Below are 20,288 nucleotides of genomic sequence, written 5' to 3' on the forward strand. Positions count from 1 at the left end.
CCCCTACCCGCATCACCGCACCATCCCGATCACCCGCACCATCCCGAACCACCCTGATCCCGAACCACCTGAGAGGACTGACGATGTTGTCTTTCACCCGCGAACGACGCCGCCCGCGGCGTACCCGAACCCTCCTCGCCGCCGGCGCTGCGATCGCCGCGACCGCTGTCACCCTCGCCGGCTGCTCCGCCCCCGGCGGCAGCACCAGCCAGAGCACGACGGTGTCCGACACCATCACCGCCCCGGTCACGCCTGCGCAGGTGAAGGCGCTCGGCAAGGTCACGCTCAACGTGTGGGCCGACCAGGGCGAGCAGGACCTGATGAAGTCCATCGTCCCGGCGTACGAGAAGCAGTTCCCGAACGTCACCGTCAAGATCCAGTTCAAGAGCTTCAACGACCTCACCGCGACGGTGTTGAACGCCATGAACTCCGACAGCGCGCCCGATGTGACCCAGGGCAACCAGGGCTGGGCGACCGACGGCGCACTCGTGAAGGCGCACCTCATCCGCCCGCTCGACGACGTCGTGAAGGCCTATGACTACGAGAAGGCGGCGGGCGCCGCGATCAGCCAGCTCGAGTGGTCGAACGACGGAAAGACCTTCGGCTCCGGCAGTGTCTACGGCATGTCGCCCGACAACCAGATGGTCGGACTGTTCTACAACAAGGCCAAGCTGCAGAAACTCGGGCTCGGAGCCCCGACGACCCTCGACGAGCTGACCAGCGCCCTGGCCGCGGCGAAGGCGGCGGGCGAGACCCCGATCGTGCTCGGCAACTCCGACAAAGGTTCGGCCATGCAGGCGTTCTCCGTCGTTCAGGGTGCCCTTGCGCCCGCGAAGGACACGGTCGGCTGGATCACCGGCAAATCCGGCGCCGACTTCGACACCCCCGAGAATGCGAAGGCGCTGCAGCTGTGGTCGTCGTGGGCGCAGGACGGCACGATCTCGGCCGGCTACGACGGAACCAGCCCGGACGACGCGGCCGCGGCGTTCGCGAAGGGCTCCGGCGTCTTCTACCTCGGCGGCAACTGGATGGCCGGCACGATCACCGACGGTTCGACGTTCGGCTTCATCCCTGCCCCCTCGGGAGCCGGCAACACGGCCGCGTCGAACGGTTCGTTCGGCATGCCGTGGCACATCAGCAGCAAGTCGACCAAGACCCTGGCCGCGATCGCCTTCGTCGGCCTGATCAACGGCGCAGACAGCGGGCACTACCTCGCCGCGGTCAACCGCGTGCCCATCCAGCTCTCCGGAGTGACCGCCGACGACCCGATGTTCACGCAGCTCATCGACGCCTCGAAGAAGCAGCTCGCGAACAACGGCGCCCTCTACTACTACGACTGGGCGACGCCCACCATGTTCGACCTGTTCACGGCCGACCTGCAGCAGGTGATGGCGGGCAAGCAGACGCCGGCCGACATGCTGGCCGCGGTGCAGAAGAACTGGAAGGAGTTCCAGGCGAAGTGACCGCTCTCGACTCAGCCGTCTCCCCCGGCCGGACCGCGCTGCGGCCCGGCCGGAGGGGGCGGCTGCGCACCCGCTACGACTGGGCGGCCTACCTCTATCTGCTGCCCGCGCTCGTCTTCTACGTCGTCTTCCTCGTCCGCCCGGTCCTCGAGTCCATCTGGATCGCGCTGTTCGACTGGGACGGCATCACGCCTTCCACGTGGGTGGGCGGCGCGAACTTCGTCAGCGTCCTCCAGGACCCGAAGATCTGGGAGGCCGTCGGCCACTCGCTGATCTTCATCGTCTTCTACGCGCTGATCCCGACCGCGCTGGCCCTGCTGTTCGTCGCGATCATCTCGCGCATCCGCGTGCGGGGTCTCGCCTTCTTCCGTGCCGTGCTGTTCGTGCCGTACATCCTCTCCACGGTCGTCGTGGCGATCGCCTGGCGCTGGATCTACGCGCTGGACGGGCCGCTCAACGGCTTCCTGCACCTCATCGGTCTCGGCGACCTCGCCCGGGCATGGCTGGGCGACTTCAGCACCGCCCTGCCCGCCGTCGGCTTCATCGGAACCTGGGTGATGTTCGGGCTCGCGTTCGTGCTGTTCGTGAGCGGACTGCAGAACATCCAGCAGGAGCTCTACGAGGCCGTGCGCCTGGACGGCGCCGGGTTCGTCCGCGAGTTCTTCACCGTCACGCTGCCCGCGCTGCGCGGGGAGATCCGCGTCGCCCTCGTGCTCATGGTGACGGCGGCGCTCCGCAACTTCGACATCGTCTGGAACACCACCTCCGGCGGCCCCGGCACGTCGACGAGCGTGCCGTCGTACTACATCTACCAGGAGGCCTTCACCGTGCATCAGGTCGGCCGTGCCTCCGCCATCGCCGTGCTGATGACGGTGTTCATCCTCGTGGTCATCGGGCTGCTCATGTGGCTCATCCGCGACCGGGATGCCGTCGCGACGCGGGTGCGGAAGGGGAAGGCCGCATGAGGCAGCCTCGCTCCGAGCGCGCGCTCGGCCACGCCGTCCTGGTGGTCGGCGCCATCGTCGCGCTCTACCCGTTCCTGTCCATCCTGCTGCTGGCGGTCACGCCGAAGTCGGAGCGGGTCACCGGGTTCACGCTGCCGACGGCGGTCACCTTCGACAACTTCGTCACCGCGTGGACCGACGGCGGCTTCGGCCAGGCGCTCATCTCGTCCGCGATCGTCGCGGCGGGCGTCGTGGTCGGCGCCGTCATCCTCTCGGTGCTCGCCGGCTACGCGTTCGCGACCATGCGCTTCTGGGGCAAGACCCTGCTCGCGGGCTTCCTGCTGATCGGGCTGGTCATGCCGTACGAGGGCCTGATCGTGCCGCTGTACTACCTGCTCGACGGGATGCACCTGCTCAACACCTACTGGGCGCTCATCCTGCCGCAGATCGCGACGTCGGTGTCGCTCGGCATCTTCTGGATGCGCACCGCGTACGCGAACGTGCCCGTCGCGCTGCTCGACGCCGCCAAGATGGACGGCGCGAGCCGCTGGGCGACGCTGTGGCGCGTGCACCTGCCGATCTCCTGGCCCGCCGTCGGAACACTGGCGACACTGCTCTTCCTGTTCACCTGGAACGAGTTCCTGATGCCGCTCGTGCTCGTCGCCCAGAACCCGGCCGTGCAGACCGCCCCGCTCGCGCTGTCGTTCTTCGCCGGGAACACCCGCAACTTCGACCCCTCCGTCACCGCGGCCGCCGCCGTGATCGTGGCGCTGCCGATCATCGTCGTGTACGCGATCCTGCAGCGCCGGTTCATCGCGGGAATCGCCGCAGGAGCAGTAAAGGAATAGCCATGACCGTCCGACCCATCATCTTCGCCGACCGGGAGTCGTTGGGCCGCGTCCTCGCGGCCGAGCTCGCCGACAGCATCGAGGCCGCCATCGCCGAGCGGGGCACGTTCGTGCTCGGCTGCCCCGGTGGCCGCACCCCCGTGAGCACGTACGAGGCGCTCGCCGACGAGTTCGCGCGTCGCGGCACCGATATCTCCGGCCTCGTGATCGCCATGATGGATGATTACGTCATGGCGACACCGGAAGGTTGGGCGCACGTGCCGGAGGACGCCCACAACTCGTGCGTGCGCTTCGCCAAGGCGGAGATCCAGCAGGTGCTGAACCGCGGCCTGCCCGCAGAGCACCGCATCCCCGACTCCGCCGTGCTGCTGCCGGACCCGGCCGACCCAGCCGCCTACGAGACGCAGCTCGACGAACTCGGTGGCATCGACTTCTTCCTGCTCGCGAGCGGGGCGGGCGACGGCCACGTCGCGTTCAACCCGCCCGGATCGGAGATCGATTCCGACACCCGCGTCGTCGAGCTGGCGGAGCAGACCCGACGTGACAACCTCGCGACGTTCCCGGACTTCGCGGGCCTCGATGAGGTCCCGACCCACGGCGTGACCGTCGGCATCGGCACCATCCGCCGCGTGACCAAGCGCGGCGCCATGATCGCGGTCGGCGCCGACAAGCGCGAGGCCGTGCGCCGGCTCACCGAGGGCGAGGGGTACGACCCGTCGTGGCCGGCGACGGTGTACCGGACGATCCCCGGCGTGGGCCTGTACATCGACGAGGCAGCGGCGGGCGAACCGGCGGGTGTCGAGAGCCGATGACCGATACGCAGGGGGGAACGCGGCTCGGTCCCGCCGTGACGAAGGCGCGCGACGCGATCGCCGCCCTCATCTCGGACGGCGTGTTCACACCGCACCAGAAGCTGCCGGGCGAGCGCGACCTCGCCGCGCAGGTCGGCGTGAGCCGGGTCTCCCTCCGCGATGCGCTCGCCGTGCTCGAGCGTGATGGGATTCTCGAGAGCTCGCCGTGGCGCGGCTGGTTCGTGCGTGGGGAGCGCATGGCCGAGCGAGTGGAGCTGACCAGCTTCACCGAGATGGCGCGGGCTCGCGGCATCACCCCCACGACGCAGATCCAGCAGGAGGAGCGCCGCCCTGCGACCGATGACGAAGCCGCCGTGCTCGCCGTCGCCGCGGACGCGCCCGTGCTCGAACTGCACCGGCTGCGGCTGCTCGACGGCGTTCCCGCCTGCATCGACGTCTCTGTCATCGCGCTCGGCCGCGCCGGCGGACTGGAGGACGCGCCGCTGGAGAACGCCTCGCTGTACGAGACGCTCGAGCGGGTCAGCGGTGTCCGCATCGTGCGCAGCGACTACTCGGTGCAGGCCGCCGCCGCGGACACCGGGACGGCGCGACTGCTCCGGATCGATCCGGGAGACCCGGTGCTGATCGGCGAGGAGGTCGCTTACGACGCGGCGGGGTCTCCCGTGCTGCTCGGGCGCACCATCTACCGTGCGGAGACCTATCGTTTTCAGGCGACTCTGTTCCGGCCCGCGACGCCGGAGACCGGGGCGTGAGCGCCCTCGCGATCGACGTCGGCGGTACCAAGACCCTCGTCGGTCTGGTGGGCGACGACGGAGAGGTGCTGGCCGAACGCGAGTTCGCGACCCGCGTCGACGGCGACGACATCGACGACATCGACACGGTGGTGGAGGGCGTCCGCGCCGCTCTGTCGGACTGGGACGCGGCTCCGGAGATCGCGGGTGCCGGATTCCCCGAGTACGTCGACGCCCGCGGCCGACTGACCTCCCACGAGGTGCTGACTTGGTCGCATCAGCCGGAGCAGGTGCTGACCGAGGCGCTTCGTGCCGCCGGCGCCGCCCATCCGGTCGTCCGCATCGAGTCCGACGTGCGTCTCGGGGCGTGGGGAGAGCTGCGCTTCGGGGCCGGTGCGTCGTTCGACTCCTTCGTGTACATCTCGCTCGGCACAGGACTGTCGTCGACGGTGGTGGTGCAGGGCAGGCCGTGGCCGGGCGCCCGAGGCGAGGCGATCGCCCTCGGCGAGTGGCCGTCGCCGGACGAGGGCACGAACCTGGAGGCCTACGCGTCGGGCACGGGAATCGAGCGCCGCTACCGAGAACTGACCGGGCGTGAGCTGGACGGCCGCGCACTCGCGGCCGCCGCGCGAGCGGGCGACGACGTGGCTGCCGGAGTGCTGGCCAGCGCGGGCACCGCGCTCGGTCGCGCGTGCGCCCAGCTCGTCGCCGTGCTGGATCCCGCCGCGATCGTACTGGGCGGCGGACTCGGTACGGCAGGAACGCCGTTGACCGCCGCGCTGGAGCGCGCCTACGCCGGGGCCGGCCGCCGTCCGTCGCATCCGCCACTGCTGCCCGCCGCACTCGGCCACCGCGCCGGCCTGCTCGGCGCTGCGGCGCTCGCGTTCAGCGCGGCGGGCTGACCTCCCGGCGCCGGTGCACCGAGTGTCCGCTACTCCCCCACCACGATGTCGAGCGACCCGTCGGGCCGGATGACCACGCTGGTCAGCGAGACCCCGAACTTCTCGTCCGACTCGCGATGCTCGACGGTGCCGTCGAAGATCGACTGCACCGTCACCGACAGGTGGACGATGCCGACGGCCTGCGACATGGTCCAGGAGGTCGCGCCTGGCACCAGGTGGACCTCCGGATACTGCACCATCTTCCAGGTCGGCACGCCCTGCACGCGGTCGTCGATGACGACTCCGAAGGGACAGCCGGCGGGCTGGAGCACCTGCTGCTTCGCGCACTCGTCGAGGAAGCCGTTCAGCTCCTTCTGCACCGCGGCGGTGAAGGCGGCGTCGGGTTGCGCATCGACGGTGACGTCGACGACGCGGCCGCCGGTGGCCTGCACCCGCACGGAGTCGGCGCGGAGGTACTTCGACGTGTGGTCGAGCGTGTACACCGCGGGCGCAGGCACCAGGTAGTCGGCGGAGACGCTGAACGACGATGCGGGCTGGCTCGGGTCCGCCGCGCGCGGACTCACCGTGTGACCGCCGACGGTGAAGGTCTGAGCGTGCGCGACGGTGATGTGCGCGACGCCGACCGGCGTCGTCGCGAATTCCCACGTCGGGAGGAAGCCGAGGATCGCGCCGGTCTGACGTACCTCGAACGTCGTGGTGACGGGCCGGCCGTCGGCCAGCAGGCGGGCGGTCACCGTGCGCCGATCGCCGGAGCCCGAGGCCGGGTCGATGCGGACGCCGGAGACGGCGGGCAGCAGGTCGGACCGCAGCAGTTCGACGGAGGCGCCGGCGGGAAGCCCCGCGTGGGACAGCGCCGCCTTCGTGGGCGCCGCACCCGGCATCGAAAGAGCCGCAGGGAGGTCGTGGGAGGCCAGAGACGACAGGTACGCCGAGACGAAGCCCTCCGGGCTGTAGTACGCGCGCTGCACCGCACCGAGGGCCGCCAGGAAGGCGGCGACGAGAAGCACGCCGAGGCCGGACCACAGCAGCACCGGCAGCACGACACGACGCCTGTCGACCCCTCCCATAGACGCCATCCTAGGGGCGTGTGAATAACCGTCCCCGCCGCGGCGGCCCGCGTTAGAGTAGTTCGGCAGGTCGCGTGGAGGGAAGGGAACGCCGATGGCCGGACTCTCGCTCTCGCCCGAGCAGCGCGCGGTGTTCGAGCTGATCGAGCACACCCGCGACCACGTCTTCGTCACCGGCAGGGCCGGCACCGGCAAGTCGACGCTCCTCAACCACCTCTCGTGGAACACCGAGAAGTCGATCGTGATCGCGGCCCCGACGGGAGTGGCCGCGCTCAATGTCGGCGGGCAGACCATCCACTCGTTGTTCAAGCTGCCGATCGGCGTCATCGCCGACCACGACATCGAACAGACCAGTGAACTCCGCAAGCTCCTGAACAGCATCGACACGCTCGTCATCGACGAGGTCTCGATGGTGAACGCCGACTTGATGGACGCCGTCGACCGCAGCCTCCGGCAGGCCAGGCAGCGGCCGAAGGAGCCGTTCGGCGGTGTGCAGGTGGTGCTGTTCGGCGACCCGTACCAGCTGGCCCCGGTGCCCGGCGACCACGAGGAGCGGGCGTACTTCAGCGACACCTACCGCTCGATGTGGTTCTTCGACGCCAAGGTGTGGCGTGAGGCCGACCTCCACATCGTCGAGCTGCTGCAGGTCCACCGGCAGCACGAGTCCGACTTCCGTTACATGCTCAACGCCGTGCGCCACGGTCAGGTGACCAAGGAGATCGCCGACCGGCTCAACACGGTGGGTGCGCGGCCGGCGCCCGATGACGGCACGATCACACTGGCGACGCGCAATGACACCGTGAACCGCATCAACGCGCAGGCCCTCGAACGGTTGCCCGGCCGGCCGCTGACGGCGAAGGCCGAGGTGAGCGGAGACTTCGGCGGGAGGAACTACCCGGCAGACGAGGTGCTCGAGCTGAAAGTCGGCGCGCAGGTGATGTTCCTGCGCAACGACGTCGGGCAGGGCGACGGCCCGCGCTGGGTCAACGGCACCATCGGCACGGTCACGCGCATCGATTCCAACGTGTACGTGGAGGTCGACGGCGAGGTCCACGAGGTCGAGCCGGCCAGCTGGGAGAAGTACCGCTACAGCTACTCCGCCGAGACCAAGAAGCTGACCAAGGACGTCGTGGCCGAGTTCACGCAGTTCCCGCTGCGGCTCGCCTGGGCGGTCACCATCCACAAGTCGCAGGGCAAGACCTACGACGCGGCGATCGTCGACCTCGGCTCGCGCGCGTTCACCTCCGGCCAGACCTATGTGGCCCTCAGCCGCATCACCAGCCTCGACGGGCTGTACCTGACGCGTCCGCTGCGTCCGAGCGACATCACGGTCGACCCGGACGTCGAGCGGTTCATGCGCGACGCCCGGCCGGTGCGCGTGGCGGTGGGGTCGGACTGAGGCCGCAGACTTCGCCGCCTCGACGCTCTAGGGTTCACAGGCGGGTCGTGGCATGCTGGGCGGGGCGCTTCGGGGCGCCGGCTGGAGGGAGAAGCGGATGGCGGTCATGTTCGCGCTGGATCTGAGCGACGGTCAGCACGTCGAGACGTCGGGCAACGGCGTCATCGGGCGCAATCCGGCGACGCACACTCCAGGCACCGAATTCGACGACCCCGCCCACATCGAGCTGGTGACGGTGCCGGACGACGCCAAGTCGGTCTCGCGCGCCCACCTCGCCTTCGGCCAATACGACGGCGTGTTCTGGGTGATGGATCTCGGGTCGGCCAACGGCACCACGATCAGCTACCCCGGCGAGGGCACCTTCGCCTGCGACCCCAACACCCGGCACGAGGTCGATCCCGGATCGATCGTGCGTTTCGGGAACGCGTCCTTCGCCCTGAGCCGGCGCTGACCCGATGCCGGAGCGCGCCGCGGATCAGGCGGCCGCGGCCTTCGATGCCGCGAGGTCGTCGAACAGCTCCGTGTTGAAGCGGAACGCCAACGCCACCTCGGCGATCACGCGGTCGCGCTCCTCCTCCGTCCAGTCGACGGCGTCGAGCTGCGCCCGGTAGACGTCCTTGAAGACCTTGGGCTTGGCGATGTCGTTGAACAGGTAGAAGCCGACGCCGTTGGTCTCGAAGCCGTACTGCCGCTGGAGCAGAGTGCGGATGATCTGACCGCCGGACAGGTCGCCCAGGTACCGCGTGTAGTGGTGCGCGACGAAGCCTCCCGGCCAGGTGCTGCCGACCTCGCGGATGCGAGCGGTGTAGCGCAGGGTGCTCGGAAGCGCCGTCACCCGGTCGCGCCAGTCGGCGCCGATGAGGAACTCGAGGTCGGCCTCGATCGCGGGGAGGCGGGTCAGCTTCGGGCTGATGAAGAGCGTGGCCACGGGGTCGTCGGCCAGCCACCCGGCGGCCTCCTCGAGAGCGTCGTAGATGTACCAGTGCTGGGTGAGGAGGTGGATGTAGTCCTCGCGGCTGCCCTTGCCGCTCATCAGGTCTTGCATGAACGTCGCGCCTTCGCTCTGCTCGTGCACGGTGCGGGTGCGCTCGCGGAGCGCCTGTGAGAAGGGGATCAGTTCGGCCACGATGGTCTCCAGGTCAGGTAAGGCTTACCTAAGTCTGGCGTGCGCCGGGCTGTGACGTCAACCCGGCGCGTCAGTGGTGATGGTGCACGGTGATGGCTGCGACGCCCGCGTCGGTCGCGCCGAGTGCGGGGATGGTCAGGGCGCAGACCGCGCACGCGCTCACGGCGAGCACGCCGACGAACCGGAGGGCGCCGCCCGTTCGGCGCACCGGCGCGCCGCGCCGCAGCACGACGGCCGTTGTCGCCGCGACCGCGAGATCCAGGATCGAGGCGGCGCCCATCGGCACGAGCGGGAGCGCCAGCACCCTGCCAGACGACGCCGTCGCGCCCACGACCGCGAGAGCGGCCCACACCCCGAGCGGCACGAGCGCCAGCGCGGGGACGACCGCGAACAGTGGAGGCCGATCCCTGGCCAACGCGGCGACGGCCCAGCCCAGCTCTGCCGCCCCGATCCCGACCAGGATCAGGAGCAGCGGAAGAGGTGCGCCGGGGGCCAGGGCCGCGTGCAGCAGCCCGGCCCCCAGCGCGGCCACGGCGAGGAAGGCCCTGGTCGCCGGAGCGACAGGGACGGACCCCGACATCCTGCTCATGGGAAGTGCCGTGGCCTGTCGGTCAGACGGTCGCCGACGTGGCGCGCACGGTCCGCTCGGCGCCGAGACCGACACCGAGGAGCACGATCGCGCTCACCAGGTGGAGGAAGTGGTCGGGAGTGTTCAAGGCGAGGATGTTCGCCCCCGTTCCGACCAGGAAGAAGCCGACGATACCGAGCAGCAGATAGACGGCGCCGACGGTGATGTTGACGGCCTTCGCCGCTGCTGCTCTGGTGAGGCCGGCGATGAGCAACGCGGCCCCGATCAGCAGGTGGGCGACGTTGTGCAGCGGGTTGACCTCGAAGATGCCGAGGATCAAGCCGCCCTGGGTCGCCACGAAGCCGACGCCGCCGGTGAAGGCGAAGCCGAGCAGGCCGACCAGCAGATAGACCGCGCCGAAGACGGTCGCGACCAGGCGATTCGGTGATGTGCGCATGTGTCGTTCCTCCTTGGAAGACGGCGCGCGGCCTGCGCGCCTCGGGGGGAATTCGGTGCGGTCGGCGGATCGGATTGGACACGGGCGGGCCTCGTCGACCTGGCCCCCGCGCGGGCTACAATCGCTGCACGAGGCCCGCGGGGGGCCCGGTCACGAACATCGGGGGATGCGATGCAGCGACGTTCCCGCCTCCTCCGGGTGGTTCTCGGAGCGTCGGCCGCGGTGCTGGCTGTGGCGCTCGCCGGATGCGCCTCCTCCACGGCCGATGCCGGCTTCCCCCCTCAGCAGTCGGGCGGGTTCCCCTCCGACGTGACCGCACGTCTCAGGGCGGCGGTGACGGACGCCATCGGCCAGTCCGGGGGATCGGCGAGCATGGTCGGGGTCTGGGCGCCGTGGGCCGGCAGCTGGTCGGCGGCGATCGGCACGACCACCCGCGGCGGTTCGACACCGGTCACATCGTCGATGACGTTCCGGATCGGCCAGCTCACCACGCCGATGACCTGCACCGTGCTCCTCCAACTCGTCGACGAAGGAACCGTGCAGCTCGACGACCCCGTGTCGAAGTGGCTGCCCGGGCTGGTCGGAGTCGGCGGCGTGACGCTGCGCGAGCTCTGTCAGAACACGTCGGGAATCGGCGACTACGCCACGCAGCTGCACGGCGAGTTCCTCGCGAACCCGACCCGGTACTGGCCGCCGCTCGAGCTGGCGAGCGACGGGATCGCCACCGCCCGCACCGGAACCCCGGGAGCGCACTACGCCCCGTCGCAGACCAACGCCGTCCTGGTGGGGATGGCGCTGCAGAACGCCACGGAGAGCAACTGGCAGCAGCTCTACTCCAGCCGCGTGTTCTCGCGGCTGGGCATGTCGTCGACAGCCCTCCCGGACAACGGCGTCCTCGACGTGCCGGGAGAGCATCCGGCCGGGTACGCCGCAGCGCTCGACGCCGCTGGTGCGCCGCAGTGCGATCAGGTGCGCGACGTCACTGCACTGTCGCCGTCCATGGGCTGGACTGCGGCGGGCGTCGTGTCGAACGTGCCCGACCTCAAAGCCTTCGCGCAGGCGCTGGCGGGCGGCTCGCTGATCAGCAGCCGGTCGGCGGACGCCCAGCACACGACGGTCGGGGCCGGCTCCTCCTGGCTCGGGTACGGCCTGGGTGTACAGGTCGTCGGGCCGTTGCGCGGCGGGGCTGCTGCCGTCCCCGGCTACCTGACGGCGATGTACGCCGACCCGTCGTCCGGACTCACCATCGTCGCGGCGGTCAACAACTCGACGCCGGGAGCGGGCTTCGCACAGGCCCTGGCGCAGCGGCTCGCCTCGATCGTGTCGAAGGTTCCCGCCGTCACGAAGGGTGCGAAAGCGGTGGCCGCACTCCCCTGGTCGGAGGATCAGGCCGTGGCGGCGATGAAGGCGGCCGCACCCTGCCCCACTCCCCCGGCCAAGTAGCAGCCGAGGCGGCGCGAACTACGCGGACGAGCGCCGAGTGGGCGGAGAATCCGTCGTCTCGCTCGGAGCTCAGGCGCCGGCGAGGGCCGCGAGCTCTGCGCGCACGGGCAGGGCGTCGTCGTCGAGCACGAGCTGGACAGCCGCGCCGTCCGCCCGGTTGACCACGATCGGGGCGAGCAGGTTCACGGTGCTGCCCTCGCGCGACGGCGTCACCACGACCAGCAGCATGGCCTCCTCCGGCGCGCCGATCCCGAGTTCCGCAGCGCGGTCGTCCGGGAGCTCTGGCGAGTAACCGGGAAGGTGCACCTCCGCGTCGATCGTGAAGAGGCGCACCTCAGGGCGCTCGACGGACGACAGCGAGTAGAGGCCGTCCGCGCCGGCGACGGCGGTGAGCTCGAAAGCGGCGAGCGGCTCCAGGCCGGGCGGAGGGACGACGAACCGGACGGCGCTCATCGCAGGAAGTCCATCAGCGTCGGCTGGAGCACGCGTGCGGTCACGGCGATGGCCGTCTGATAGTTGACGTCCTGCGTCTTGAGATCGAGGAGGACCTTGCTCAGATCGACGTCCTCGAGGCTCGCACGCTGCGACTCCAGCGAGATCGCGCCGGACGCGAGGGCGTCCTTCGCCTTGTCCAGGCGGGTCTGGCGTCCGCCGATCTCCGCGTGCTCTCCCACGATCGCCTTCATCCTGTCGTCGATCTCCGCAAGCCTCGGCCCCACGTTCACCCCCGAGCGCAGGTCGCTGACGGTGTTGTCGATCAGGGCGAACACCGACGAAGCGCCGGTGCCGAATGCGGCGGCGCCGTCGGCGTCGACCCGCACGGTGGCGTCGGGTCCGATCCTGCGCTCCACTGTACTGGCCGCCGACCCGGTGAACGAGTAGTCGGGCTGGAAGGCGACGCCGGCGTCCGAGTTGCCCGCGAAGACCGTTCGACCCTGGTACGGGGTGTTCGCCAGCGAGAGGAGGCTCTTCTTGATGCCTTCGAGCTCGGTGGCGATCGACTCCTTGGCCTCGGGCGACAGGGCGCCGTCGTTCGCGCCCTGAACCGTGAGATCGCGGAAGCGGCGCATGAGCGCCTCCGCGCCGGTGAGCGCCGAGTCCGCGGTGTTCAGCCAGCCGTCGCCGTTGTCGGCATTGCGCTGGTACTGCGTCGTGGCGGCCTGGCCGGAGCGCACGGTGAGGGCGCTCGCGGTCGCCGTAGGGTCGTCGGAGGGCCGGGTCAGCTGCTTCTGACTCGTCGCCTGGTCGTACAGCTTGGCCTGACGCTGCAGGCTGAGCTGCAGGTTGTGCTGGGCGTTCGCCGTCTGCGTTGCGTTCGTGACACGGGTGAACACGATTACCTCCCGACCAGTCCGGTGTGGTTGATGAGCACGTCGAGCGTCTCGTCCACGGCCGTCATCACCCGGGCGGCGCCCTGGTACGCGTGCTGGAACGTGAGCATGCTCATGTTCTCCTCGTCGAGGTCGACGGAGGAGTTGGCGAGCTGCGCGCTGGTCGCGGAGCTCGTCGCGAGATCGGCGAGATCCGACTGCTGCTGCTCGGTCTTGCTGGCGATCCCGATGCGGACCACGAACGCCGACCACTGCTTGTCGACCGCGTTGGCGCCCGTGCCGAGTTTGGAGATCGCGTCGGCGATGCTGCCGTCCGCGCCCCCGGCCCCCGGCGTCCCCGTGGCGATCTGCGAGACGGAGGTGGGGACGACCGAGAGGCCGAGTGCCGCCGGCTTGGACGCGTCGATGGCGAAGAAGTCGAGACCGGTCGCACCGGTCGGGGTCGATCCGGTGCTGTGCACGGCGTTGACCCGCTGGGCCAAGGTCGCCGCGAAGGCGTTGTAGCCGGCTGCGGCTTCGGCGAGCACGCCGCCGGTACCGGTCGCATCGGCGGGAGCGAGAGTGGAGATCGCACCGGCGATCTGGCCGCCCCCGAGCGCGATCGCGGAGCCGGGGCGGTGCGCCCACTCCAGCTGCACCGGGCTGCCGCCGGCGTCGGCCATGCGCTGGGCGCCGGCGAGCTGCACCGCGTTCGCCGTCGTGCCGCTCACCAGAGCGTTGCCGCCGACGAGGACGTCCACGGTGCCGTCGGTGTTCGGCCGCACCACTCCCCCCGCGAGGTTCGCGAGCTGGGTCGTCAGCACGTCGCGCCGATCCATGAGCTCGTTCGCCGAGGCGCCGGAGGCCACCGCCTGCCGGATGCGGCCGTTGAGGTCGGCGACCTCGGAGGCCGCCCGATTGACGTCGTCGACCATCCCCGCGGCGTTCTGGCGCAGAGCGGTCCACTGGTCGTCGACGGCCCGGTAGCCCGTGGCGATCTGGGTGACGAGGCTGCCGGCCCGGCCGAGCAGCACGCCGGCGGGGGCCTGGTCGCCCGCCTGGTTGGAGACATCGCTCCAGGCCGACCAGAACTTCTGCAGCTGATCGGAGATCCCATTGGTGCCCGGCTCGTTCAGCGAATCCTCCAGAGAGGTCAACGCCTTCGCGCGCACTGAGGAGTAGCCCGAGAGCGCCGTCGTGCTGCGCACCCGGGCGTCGAGAGCGGCGTCGTCGAGCCGCTGCACGCCGTCGACATTGACGCCCTGACCGGGCCGGACGCCCCCGGTGAAGAGACCGGCGGAGGTGAGGGCGGGCACCCCGGAGGTGGACACCCGCTGCCGGGTGTAGCCGGCGGTGTTGGCGTTCACCAGGTTCTGGCCGACGACGTCCAGGCCGGCCTTGGCCGCGACCAGGCCGGTGTAGGCCGTGTTGAGTCCGCTGAAGGTGCTCATCGCCTCACGCCTCCGTGTCGAAGAGACGTCCGCCGGCGTCGCCCGTGCGGCTCTCCCCCGCGGCGCCGTAGACGCCGGCGTCGGGGCCGGAGCCCGACAGGCCGTTCAGCGTCTCCTGGGTCGATCGAGCGGCCTCCCGCAGCAGGCGCTCGTTGGTGTCGCGCACGTCGGCGATCTGGCCGGTGAGCTCGGTCATCGCGGTCAGGTGCGACGCGAAGATGTCGGACCAGATGCCGTCAGGAGCGCCGGCGGCGAGCTCGCGGAGGGTCGCCTCCGGGCTGAGACCCCACTGCTCGGCGACGACGGACACCTCGATCGTCCGGGCGAGCGCTGCATCGCGCATGCGCTCCATGACCTGCTCGACTTCGCGGGTGGCGTGCGAGATCCAGCGCGACTTGCCGGCGATGAGCAGCAGCTGCTCCTCCTCCAGCTTGAACAGCAGCAGCTCCAGCAGCTCGCGCTCCTTCCAGAGCTGAGCGGAGAGTTCGCTCGCGGCCATGTCGCTCCTGACGTCCTCGTGAGTCGTTGTGCGCACTGAATCCCTCGGTCCGTGGCGGAACGGGTGTCCGCCTCATGGGGGACCATCGGCACCGGTCGCCCCGATGTTAGGCGGCCGGCCCTATGAAATCGCTCAGGCCGTACCGGCTCGGGGCGTCCACTCAGTATTCCCCGTACTGGGGGTAGTTCCTGCCCCGTAGTGGGGGCATCGACGTCGCGACCTGAAAGGACTCGCATTGTTAGCGTGAACACGAGAAACCCCTAGCACCAGCGTTCGGCACCCGAGTAAGTCCGAACATCCGAGCACCGCCCGAGTACCCGCACCATCCCACCCCGACCGGGATGTTCCGTGGTACCCGTCCGATGAAGAGGGGTCGCCCAGCGTGAACCGCACAGAACGTAACACGCTCGTCGTCGAGAACCTGCCGCTGGTGGGGTACCTGGTCTCCGACCTGTGCTCCAGGGCCACGCACCTGTCGCGCGACGATCTGGCCTCCGCCGGCGCTGTCGCGCTGGTGACGGCGGCCGAGGCGTACGACGCGACCACCGGAGTGCCCTTCGGCGCCTACGCGCGGACCCGCATCGTCGGCGCACTGGCCGACGAGCTGCGTGCCAGCGACTGGGCGACGCGATCGGCCCGCAAGCGCATCAAGGAGACGCTGGCGGTGCAGGAGAGCCTCACGGCTGCGCTCGGTCGCACGCCGGGGGTGGAGGAGATCGCCGCGGCGCTCGGAGTCGACCGTGAGACGGCCGCGGCAGGGCTCGCCGACGCCGCGCGCTCGGTCACCGCGCTCGACGAGACGGTCGAGTCGGTACTCGTGTCGGAGGCAGCCGGCCCGGAGGAGACGCTGCTCGTCGGAGAGCGGACCGCGTACGTGCGCGCAGCGGTCGCCGCGCTGCCCGACCGGATGCGGTCCATCGTGGAGGCGATCTACTTCGACGACCGCACGGTCACCGAGATCGCCGAGGAGCTCGGCATCACCCACTCGGCGGTGTCGCAGCAGCGTTCGGAGGCCATCCGGCTCATGCGCGAGGGCATGGCCACGCACTACGCCGACGAGGGCGACCCGGAGGTCATCGAGGCGAAGACCTCCCAGGCGCGCCGAAGCGCCTACCTCGCCAGGCTCGCCCAGCACGCCGTGGCCCACCTGCACCCGCACGCCCCTTCGCCCAGCACGGCGCGCGCATCCTGAAGATCGTCCCTAACGGCCGCTGACGTCCGGCCGATAGGTGTCAGTGCGGGACATGGACGGACCGCGAACCGAAGCCCAGTCATGGAGGAAACATCATGGGTATGCAGATCAACACCAACATCTCGGCGCTCAACGCCTACCGCAACCTGAACAACACGCAGAGCGACCTCTCGAAGTCGCTCGAGAAGCTGTCCAGCGGCCTCCGCATCAACCGTGCGGCGGACGACGCGGCAGGCCTCGCGATCTCCGAGGGCCTGAAGTCGCAGGTCGGCGGTCTGACCGTCGCCGCCCGCAACGCTCAGGACGGCATCAGCGTCGTGCAGACCGCTGAAGGTCAGCTGACCGAGGTCCACTCGATCCTGCAGCGCGTCCGCGACCTGGCTGTCCAGGCCGGCAACGACTCCAACAACACGGACTCGCGCGCAGCGATCAAGACCGAGGTCGACCAGCTGACGAAGGAGCTCACCCGCATCTCGGGCAGCGCCAACTTCAACGGCATCAACCTGCTCGACGGCTCGAACGCCACGCTGACCTTCCAGGTCGGCGCGGGCTCCGTCGCCGCCAACGACCAGATCGCCGTCGACCTCTCCGGTGCCAACGTCTCGACCGTCGCCACCGCGGTCGGCGCGCTGACGTTCGACACCGCCGGGAACGCCCTCACCTCGATCGCCGCCCTCGACACCCAGATCAAGAACGTGTCGACGGCTCGCGCCAACCTCGGTGCGGTCCAGAACCGCTTCGAGAGCACCATCCGCAGCCTCAACGTCTCCCAGGAGAACCTGTCCGCTGCGAACTCGCGCATCACCGACACCGACATGGCGTCCGAGATGGTGAAGTACACCCGCTCGAACATCCTGTCGCAGGCGGGCACCGCGATGCTGGCCCAGGCCAACCAGTCCGGTCAGGGCGTCCTGCAGCTCCTCCGCTAAGCGCGAGAGGCTCGCTACAGACCCGGCGGCCGGGATGTCATCCCCAAAGGGCATCCCGGCCGCCGTTCCACACGCACCACCGGCATCACCGTCGTAGGAGGGAGAGCAGCTCATGGGAATGGCCGTCGACGGTCTGATCAGCGGGCTCAACACCACGCAGCTGATCGACCAGCTCATGCAGGCGGAAGCGGTTCCGCAGACCCTGCTGAAGAACAAGGTCACCGACTCCACGACCTTCATCACCGCGATGCAGACGCTGAACACCAAGATCGCGTCGCTCGCCACCGCCGCCACCGCGCTCGCCAAGCCGGCCGGCACCGACCTCCACACCGCATCGGTCAGCTCGGGCGGCGTCGCCTCGACGACGGTGACCGCGACCGCGGGCCCTGGAGCGGTGGACGGCACCATCGACTTCACCGTCGACCGACTCGCGCAGTCGCAGGTCACGGTCACCGGGCCGCTCACACAGTGGCCGGACCAGCCGCCGACGCTGACGTTCGTCGCCGCGGACGGCACCACGAAGCAGGTCACCGCGGCGAGCTCGTCGCTCGCCGACGTGGCGGCAGCCATCAACAAGGCCGGCGTCGGCGTCAGCGCCACGCAGGTCGCCGCGGGACTGGACCCCGCCACGGGTCAGAAGCTCTACCGGCTCCAGCTCAGCTCGACGCAGACCGGCGCGGCCGGTGCGTTCACCGTCTACCGCGGAACCCCGGCTGACGTGACCGCGGCGACGGCCACGAACCTCCTGAACGACCCGGGAGCCGCGCAGGTGCGTCAGGCGCAGGACGCGCAGGTCACCCTCTGGGCGGGCTCGCCCGCTGCGCAGACCGTGACGAGCGCGACGAACACCTTCGACACCGTCCTGCCGGGCGTGTCGGTCACAGTGTCCGCGGCCTCCACCACTCCCGTCACGCTCACCGTCGCCCGCGACGACACCAGCATCTCGAACGCCGCGAACTCGCTGGCGACGAGCCTGAACGACATCTTCACCTTCATCTCGCAGAAGCAGGCGGTCACGACCGGAACGGACGCCGCGGGCGGTACGACCGTCACCGCCGGGACGTTCACGGGCGAGTCGACCGTACGCGACGCCAACCAGAAACTGATCGACGCCGTCATCGCTCCGATCAACGGTGTCTCCCCCAGCACGTACGGCATCAGCATCACGAGCGACGGGCAGGTGACGTTCGACAAGACCGTCTTCGCCTCGGCCATCGCGAAGAACCCGGATGCCGTCAAGGCCGCGGTGGCGACCGTGGCGCAGCGGGTCGCGGACGCCGCGAACGCCGTGAGCGACAAGTACGACGGCACGATCACCAAGAAGATCCAGGGTGAGCAGTCGACGGTCAAGAGCCTCAACGCACAGATCGCCGACTGGGACACCCGCCTGGCCGACCGCAAATCGACCCTCCAGAAGACCTATGCGAATCTCGAAGTCCAGCTGCAGCAACTGCAGTCCCAGTCGTCGTGGCTGACCGGCCAGCTCGCCTCCCTCTCCTCGTCGGGCAAGTGATGAGTCTCCTGAACTCCGCCGCCGCCAAGCTGTCCGCGTACAACCGCGACAGCGTGCTCTCGGCCAGCCCCGCACGGCTGCTGACGATGCTGTACGACCGGCTCGTGCTCGACCTGACCCGCGCAGAGGAGGCCCTGCTCGCGCAGAACTGGCCCACCGCGTGGGAGAACCTGCGGCACGCGGACCAGATCGTCGCAGAACTCGCCTCGAGCTTGAAGGTCGACCTGTGGGACGGCGCGGAAGGTCTGCTGCAGCTGTACAGCTACCTCGCGGAGCTGATCGTCGCCGGCACCGTCGATCACGACGCGGCGAAGGTGCACGAGGCCATCGAGCTCGTCGAGCCGCTGCGGCTCGCCTGGCACGAGGCGGCGGAGAGCCTTCCCGCCTCCTCGCCCGGGTTCCGCTCCCCCGCGAGCCCATCCCCGTACGGCGCCTCCGCCGACGGCGAATCGGAGACCGGACGTGACCTCGGCGTCGCCTGAGCACGCGTGGGCGGAAGCCCTGGAGCGCATGGAGAGCGAGCTGCATGGCGCTCTCGCCAAAGTCGACCCCATCCCCTGGCGCCCGCCGGCGGGCCTCGGCCCGATCCCGGAAGAGTTGCAGGAGCGTGCGGCGCGGCTCCTGGAGGCCCAGCTGCACACCATCCGCTACCTCGAGGATGTGCGTCAGACGACCGCACGGCACCTCGCCGCGGTGAGCTCCGTGCCGCGCGCGGAGATCGGTCCGCACCCGGTGTACTTCGATCTGATCGGCTGACTCCGCGACGCGTCCCGGGCGTGTCGTCGCGTTCAACGGGTGGGGGTCGACCGCTGTGTCCACGGTCGGCCGTCCTCCCCAACTTGTCCACCTGTGGATAACTCTGGGGAAAAGCCGTGGATGAGTGCGGATAATGTGTGGAGGACACGCGCGGCTTGTGTGGAATCTCAGAATTCTCAGGGAGTTGTAACACCGTCTGACCGGGCATTTTGTTGCAAATCGTCTCGAATCGAAGCTTTGTTCTAAACCACAACGGTGTAATTCACACCCGAAAAACGACTGTGGATAGATCTGTGATTTCAGCGTCTGATGGTCCGGTCATCCACAGGCGCCGCTGAGCATCCTTCACCCGCGCGAACACTGCCGTTCACCCGCACTCGTGTCCCACGAATTGGGCACGCCCCGCCTGGCTAACGCATCCTCCGTCGGTGTCGATAGAGGCCTACGAGCACGGATCGCTCGACGACTGGCCACGGACAGGCCGCCCCCTTCGACCACCGATGGAGTGCAGCGTGCTCGAATCCGTGACCAGTGCCGCCCTGTCGAGCGCCCTCGACGGCCTCTCGGCGCGCCAGCGCGCGATCGCCAACAACATCGCCAACGTCAACACCCCCGGCTACACGGCCGAGCGGGTCTCGTTCGAAGACGCCCTCGCCGCCTCCGTCGCACGCGGAGACGGCCACGCCGCCTCGACCACCGGACGCTCGCTCGAGCCGACCCGCCTCGACGGCAACAATGTCAACCTCGACACCGAGACGCTCTCCAACGTCGACACGGTGCTCCGCTTCCAGTTCGCGTCCCAGGCGGCGGGCAACGAGTTCTCGCTCGTCCGCGCCGCCCTGAAGACCAGCTGACCCGCGCCCCGATCCTCGACGACC

23 protein-coding genes are annotated in these 20,288 nt (G+C 69.7%); 15 read left to right on the forward strand and 8 right to left on the reverse strand.

Features of this window, described 5'->3' with window-relative positions:
- Positions 1-83: 83 nt before the first annotated feature.
- The 6 genes from JNB50_RS03775 to JNB50_RS03800 are packed head-to-tail and all read left to right on the forward strand — an operon-like array spanning position 84 to position 5,700.
- The gene (locus JNB50_RS03775) at positions 84-1,463 is read left to right on the forward strand and encodes an ABC transporter substrate-binding protein (protein ID WP_208038755.1); all 1,380 of its coding nucleotides are present in this window, start codon (positions 84-86) and stop codon (positions 1,461-1,463) included.
- Complete coding sequence (locus tag JNB50_RS03780; RefSeq protein ID WP_307794589.1) at positions 1,460-2,428, forward strand: sugar ABC transporter permease; 969 nt, start codon at positions 1,460-1,462, stop codon at positions 2,426-2,428. The genes JNB50_RS03775 and JNB50_RS03780 overlap by 4 nt, the downstream gene beginning before the upstream one ends.
- Positions 2,425-3,255 (forward strand): carbohydrate ABC transporter permease, encoded by an 831-nt coding sequence (locus JNB50_RS03785; protein WP_208038756.1) that lies wholly within the window; start codon positions 2,425-2,427, stop codon positions 3,253-3,255. Before JNB50_RS03780 ends, JNB50_RS03785 begins: the two co-directional genes overlap by 4 nt.
- A 2-nt stretch (positions 3,256-3,257) precedes the next feature.
- The gene (locus JNB50_RS03790; protein WP_208038757.1) at positions 3,258-4,067 is read left to right on the forward strand and encodes a 6-phosphogluconolactonase; all 810 of its coding nucleotides are present in this window, start codon (positions 3,258-3,260) and stop codon (positions 4,065-4,067) included.
- Positions 4,064-4,819: a GntR family transcriptional regulator gene (locus tag JNB50_RS03795; RefSeq protein ID WP_208038758.1), complete on the forward strand. Its 756-nt coding sequence runs from the start codon at positions 4,064-4,066 to the stop codon at positions 4,817-4,819. Before JNB50_RS03790 ends, JNB50_RS03795 begins: the two co-directional genes overlap by 4 nt.
- Positions 4,816-5,700: an ROK family protein gene (locus JNB50_RS03800; protein ID WP_208038759.1), complete on the forward strand. Its 885-nt coding sequence runs from the start codon at positions 4,816-4,818 to the stop codon at positions 5,698-5,700. The genes JNB50_RS03795 and JNB50_RS03800 overlap by 4 nt, the downstream gene beginning before the upstream one ends.
- Positions 5,701-5,729: 29 nt before the next feature.
- Here the strand turns inward: JNB50_RS03800 and JNB50_RS03805 are convergent, their stop codons facing one another.
- Positions 5,730-6,767, reverse strand: a complete 1,038-nt coding sequence (locus JNB50_RS03805) for a hypothetical protein (RefSeq protein ID WP_208038760.1) — start codon at positions 6,765-6,767, stop codon at positions 5,730-5,732.
- 94 nt (positions 6,768-6,861) lie between these two features.
- Between JNB50_RS03805 and JNB50_RS03810 the strand changes: the two genes are divergently transcribed.
- Both JNB50_RS03810 and JNB50_RS03815 read left to right on the forward strand, forming a co-directional pair.
- On the forward strand, positions 6,862-8,166 hold the full coding sequence (locus tag JNB50_RS03810) for an ATP-dependent RecD-like DNA helicase (RefSeq protein WP_208038761.1): 1,305 nt from the start codon (positions 6,862-6,864) through the stop codon (positions 8,164-8,166).
- A 97-nt stretch (positions 8,167-8,263) separates the two neighbouring features.
- Complete coding sequence (locus tag JNB50_RS03815) at positions 8,264-8,617, forward strand: FHA domain-containing protein (RefSeq protein ID WP_208038762.1); 354 nt, start codon at positions 8,264-8,266, stop codon at positions 8,615-8,617.
- 24 nt (positions 8,618-8,641) lie between these two features.
- Here the strand turns inward: JNB50_RS03815 and JNB50_RS03820 are convergent, their stop codons facing one another.
- From JNB50_RS03820 to JNB50_RS03830, 3 genes are all read right to left on the reverse strand, one after another.
- On the reverse strand, positions 8,642-9,292 hold the full coding sequence (locus tag JNB50_RS03820) for a heme oxygenase (biliverdin-producing) (protein WP_208038763.1): 651 nt from the start codon (positions 9,290-9,292) through the stop codon (positions 8,642-8,644).
- Between the two features lie 70 nt (positions 9,293-9,362).
- Positions 9,363-9,881 carry a hypothetical protein gene (locus JNB50_RS03825; RefSeq protein WP_243767948.1) on the reverse strand — a complete coding sequence of 173 codons (519 nt, stop codon included), beginning with the start codon at positions 9,879-9,881 and terminating at the stop codon, positions 9,363-9,365.
- A 22-nt stretch (positions 9,882-9,903) separates the two neighbouring features.
- Positions 9,904-10,317 (reverse strand): DUF4383 domain-containing protein, encoded by a 414-nt coding sequence (locus JNB50_RS03830; protein ID WP_208038764.1) that lies wholly within the window; start codon positions 10,315-10,317, stop codon positions 9,904-9,906.
- Positions 10,318-10,488: 171 nt separating this feature from the next.
- Between JNB50_RS03830 and JNB50_RS03835 the strand changes: the two genes are divergently transcribed.
- Positions 10,489-11,760 carry a serine hydrolase gene (locus JNB50_RS03835; protein ID WP_208038765.1) on the forward strand — a complete coding sequence of 424 codons (1,272 nt, stop codon included), beginning with the start codon at positions 10,489-10,491 and terminating at the stop codon, positions 11,758-11,760.
- Between the two features lie 69 nt (positions 11,761-11,829).
- Here the strand turns inward: JNB50_RS03835 and JNB50_RS03840 are convergent, their stop codons facing one another.
- Genes JNB50_RS03840 through flgN form a run of 4 tightly spaced genes read right to left on the reverse strand, consistent with a single transcriptional unit; the run spans position 11,830 to position 15,020 of the window.
- Entirely contained in the window at positions 11,830-12,213 is a 384-nt protein-coding gene (locus JNB50_RS03840) for a flagellar assembly protein FliW (RefSeq protein WP_208038766.1), read from the reverse strand.
- Positions 12,210-13,094 (reverse strand): flagellar hook-associated protein FlgL, encoded by an 885-nt coding sequence (gene flgL, locus JNB50_RS03845; protein WP_208038767.1) that lies wholly within the window; start codon positions 13,092-13,094, stop codon positions 12,210-12,212. The genes JNB50_RS03840 and flgL overlap by 4 nt, the downstream gene beginning before the upstream one ends.
- Before the next feature lie 2 nt (positions 13,095-13,096).
- The gene (flgK, locus tag JNB50_RS03850) at positions 13,097-14,521 is read right to left on the reverse strand and encodes a flagellar hook-associated protein FlgK (protein WP_208038768.1); all 1,425 of its coding nucleotides are present in this window, start codon (positions 14,519-14,521) and stop codon (positions 13,097-13,099) included.
- A gap of 4 nt (positions 14,522-14,525) precedes the next feature.
- Positions 14,526-15,020, reverse strand: a complete 495-nt coding sequence (flgN, locus tag JNB50_RS03855; RefSeq protein WP_208038769.1) for a flagellar export chaperone FlgN — start codon at positions 15,018-15,020, stop codon at positions 14,526-14,528.
- A 382-nt stretch (positions 15,021-15,402) separates the two neighbouring features.
- On the opposite strand from flgN, the gene JNB50_RS03860 reads away from it, so the two are divergent.
- The 6 genes from JNB50_RS03860 (at position 15,403) to JNB50_RS03885 (ending at position 20,264) form a co-directional block, all read left to right on the forward strand.
- Positions 15,403-16,212: a sigma-70 family RNA polymerase sigma factor gene (locus JNB50_RS03860; protein WP_208038770.1), complete on the forward strand. Its 810-nt coding sequence runs from the start codon at positions 15,403-15,405 to the stop codon at positions 16,210-16,212.
- 95 nt (positions 16,213-16,307) lie between these two features.
- Complete coding sequence (locus tag JNB50_RS03865) at positions 16,308-17,141, forward strand: flagellin (protein ID WP_208038771.1); 834 nt, start codon at positions 16,308-16,310, stop codon at positions 17,139-17,141.
- A gap of 112 nt (positions 17,142-17,253) precedes the next feature.
- Positions 17,254-18,654: a flagellar filament capping protein FliD gene (gene fliD, locus JNB50_RS03870; RefSeq protein ID WP_208038772.1), complete on the forward strand. Its 1,401-nt coding sequence runs from the start codon at positions 17,254-17,256 to the stop codon at positions 18,652-18,654.
- Complete coding sequence (fliS, locus tag JNB50_RS03875) at positions 18,654-19,136, forward strand: flagellar export chaperone FliS (RefSeq protein WP_208038773.1); 483 nt, start codon at positions 18,654-18,656, stop codon at positions 19,134-19,136. The genes fliD and fliS overlap by 1 nt, the downstream gene beginning before the upstream one ends.
- Positions 19,117-19,410, forward strand: a complete 294-nt coding sequence (locus JNB50_RS03880; RefSeq protein WP_307794590.1) for a hypothetical protein — start codon at positions 19,117-19,119, stop codon at positions 19,408-19,410. The genes fliS and JNB50_RS03880 overlap by 20 nt, the downstream gene beginning before the upstream one ends.
- Before the next feature lie 512 nt (positions 19,411-19,922).
- The gene (locus tag JNB50_RS03885; protein ID WP_208038774.1) at positions 19,923-20,264 is read left to right on the forward strand and encodes a flagellar basal body rod protein FlgB; all 342 of its coding nucleotides are present in this window, start codon (positions 19,923-19,925) and stop codon (positions 20,262-20,264) included.
- The last annotated feature ends 24 nt before the right edge of the window (positions 20,265-20,288 follow it).

Origin of the sequence: Leifsonia sp. TF02-11, assembly GCF_017565305.1 — a bacterium.
Classification (GTDB): Bacteria; Actinomycetota; Actinomycetes; order Actinomycetales; family Microbacteriaceae; genus Leifsonia.

Bases quoted from the DNA above. Each gene is read 5' to 3' on its own strand.
- JNB50_RS03775 (WP_208038755.1), top strand. From the start codon at position 84: ATGTTGTCTTTCACCCGCGAACGACGCCGCCCGCGGCGTACCCGAACC.
- JNB50_RS03785 (WP_208038756.1), top strand. From the start codon at position 2,425: ATGAGGCAGCCTCGCTCCGAGCGCGCGCTCGGCCACGCCGTCCTGGTG.
- JNB50_RS03790 (WP_208038757.1), top strand. From the start codon at position 3,258: ATGACCGTCCGACCCATCATCTTCGCCGACCGGGAGTCGTTGGGCCGC.
- JNB50_RS03795 (WP_208038758.1), top strand. From the start codon at position 4,064: ATGACCGATACGCAGGGGGGAACGCGGCTCGGTCCCGCCGTGACGAAG.
- JNB50_RS03805 (WP_208038760.1), bottom strand. From the start codon at position 6,767: ATGGGAGGGGTCGACAGGCGTCGTGTCGTGCTGCCGGTGCTGCTGTGG.
- JNB50_RS03810 (WP_208038761.1), top strand. From the start codon at position 6,862: ATGGCCGGACTCTCGCTCTCGCCCGAGCAGCGCGCGGTGTTCGAGCTG.
- JNB50_RS03815 (WP_208038762.1), top strand. From the start codon at position 8,264: ATGGCGGTCATGTTCGCGCTGGATCTGAGCGACGGTCAGCACGTCGAG.
- JNB50_RS03825 (WP_243767948.1), bottom strand. From the start codon at position 9,881: ATGAGCAGGATGTCGGGGTCCGTCCCTGTCGCTCCGGCGACCAGGGCC.
- JNB50_RS03830 (WP_208038764.1), bottom strand. From the start codon at position 10,317: ATGCGCACATCACCGAATCGCCTGGTCGCGACCGTCTTCGGCGCGGTC.
- JNB50_RS03835 (WP_208038765.1), top strand. From the start codon at position 10,489: ATGCAGCGACGTTCCCGCCTCCTCCGGGTGGTTCTCGGAGCGTCGGCC.
- JNB50_RS03840 (WP_208038766.1), bottom strand. From the start codon at position 12,213: ATGAGCGCCGTCCGGTTCGTCGTCCCTCCGCCCGGCCTGGAGCCGCTC.
- flgK (WP_208038768.1), bottom strand. From the start codon at position 14,521: ATGAGCACCTTCAGCGGACTCAACACGGCCTACACCGGCCTGGTCGCG.
- flgN (WP_208038769.1), bottom strand. From the start codon at position 15,020: ATGGCCGCGAGCGAACTCTCCGCTCAGCTCTGGAAGGAGCGCGAGCTG.
- JNB50_RS03865 (WP_208038771.1), top strand. From the start codon at position 16,308: ATGGGTATGCAGATCAACACCAACATCTCGGCGCTCAACGCCTACCGC.
- fliD (WP_208038772.1), top strand. From the start codon at position 17,254: ATGGGAATGGCCGTCGACGGTCTGATCAGCGGGCTCAACACCACGCAG.
- fliS (WP_208038773.1), top strand. From the start codon at position 18,654: ATGAGTCTCCTGAACTCCGCCGCCGCCAAGCTGTCCGCGTACAACCGC.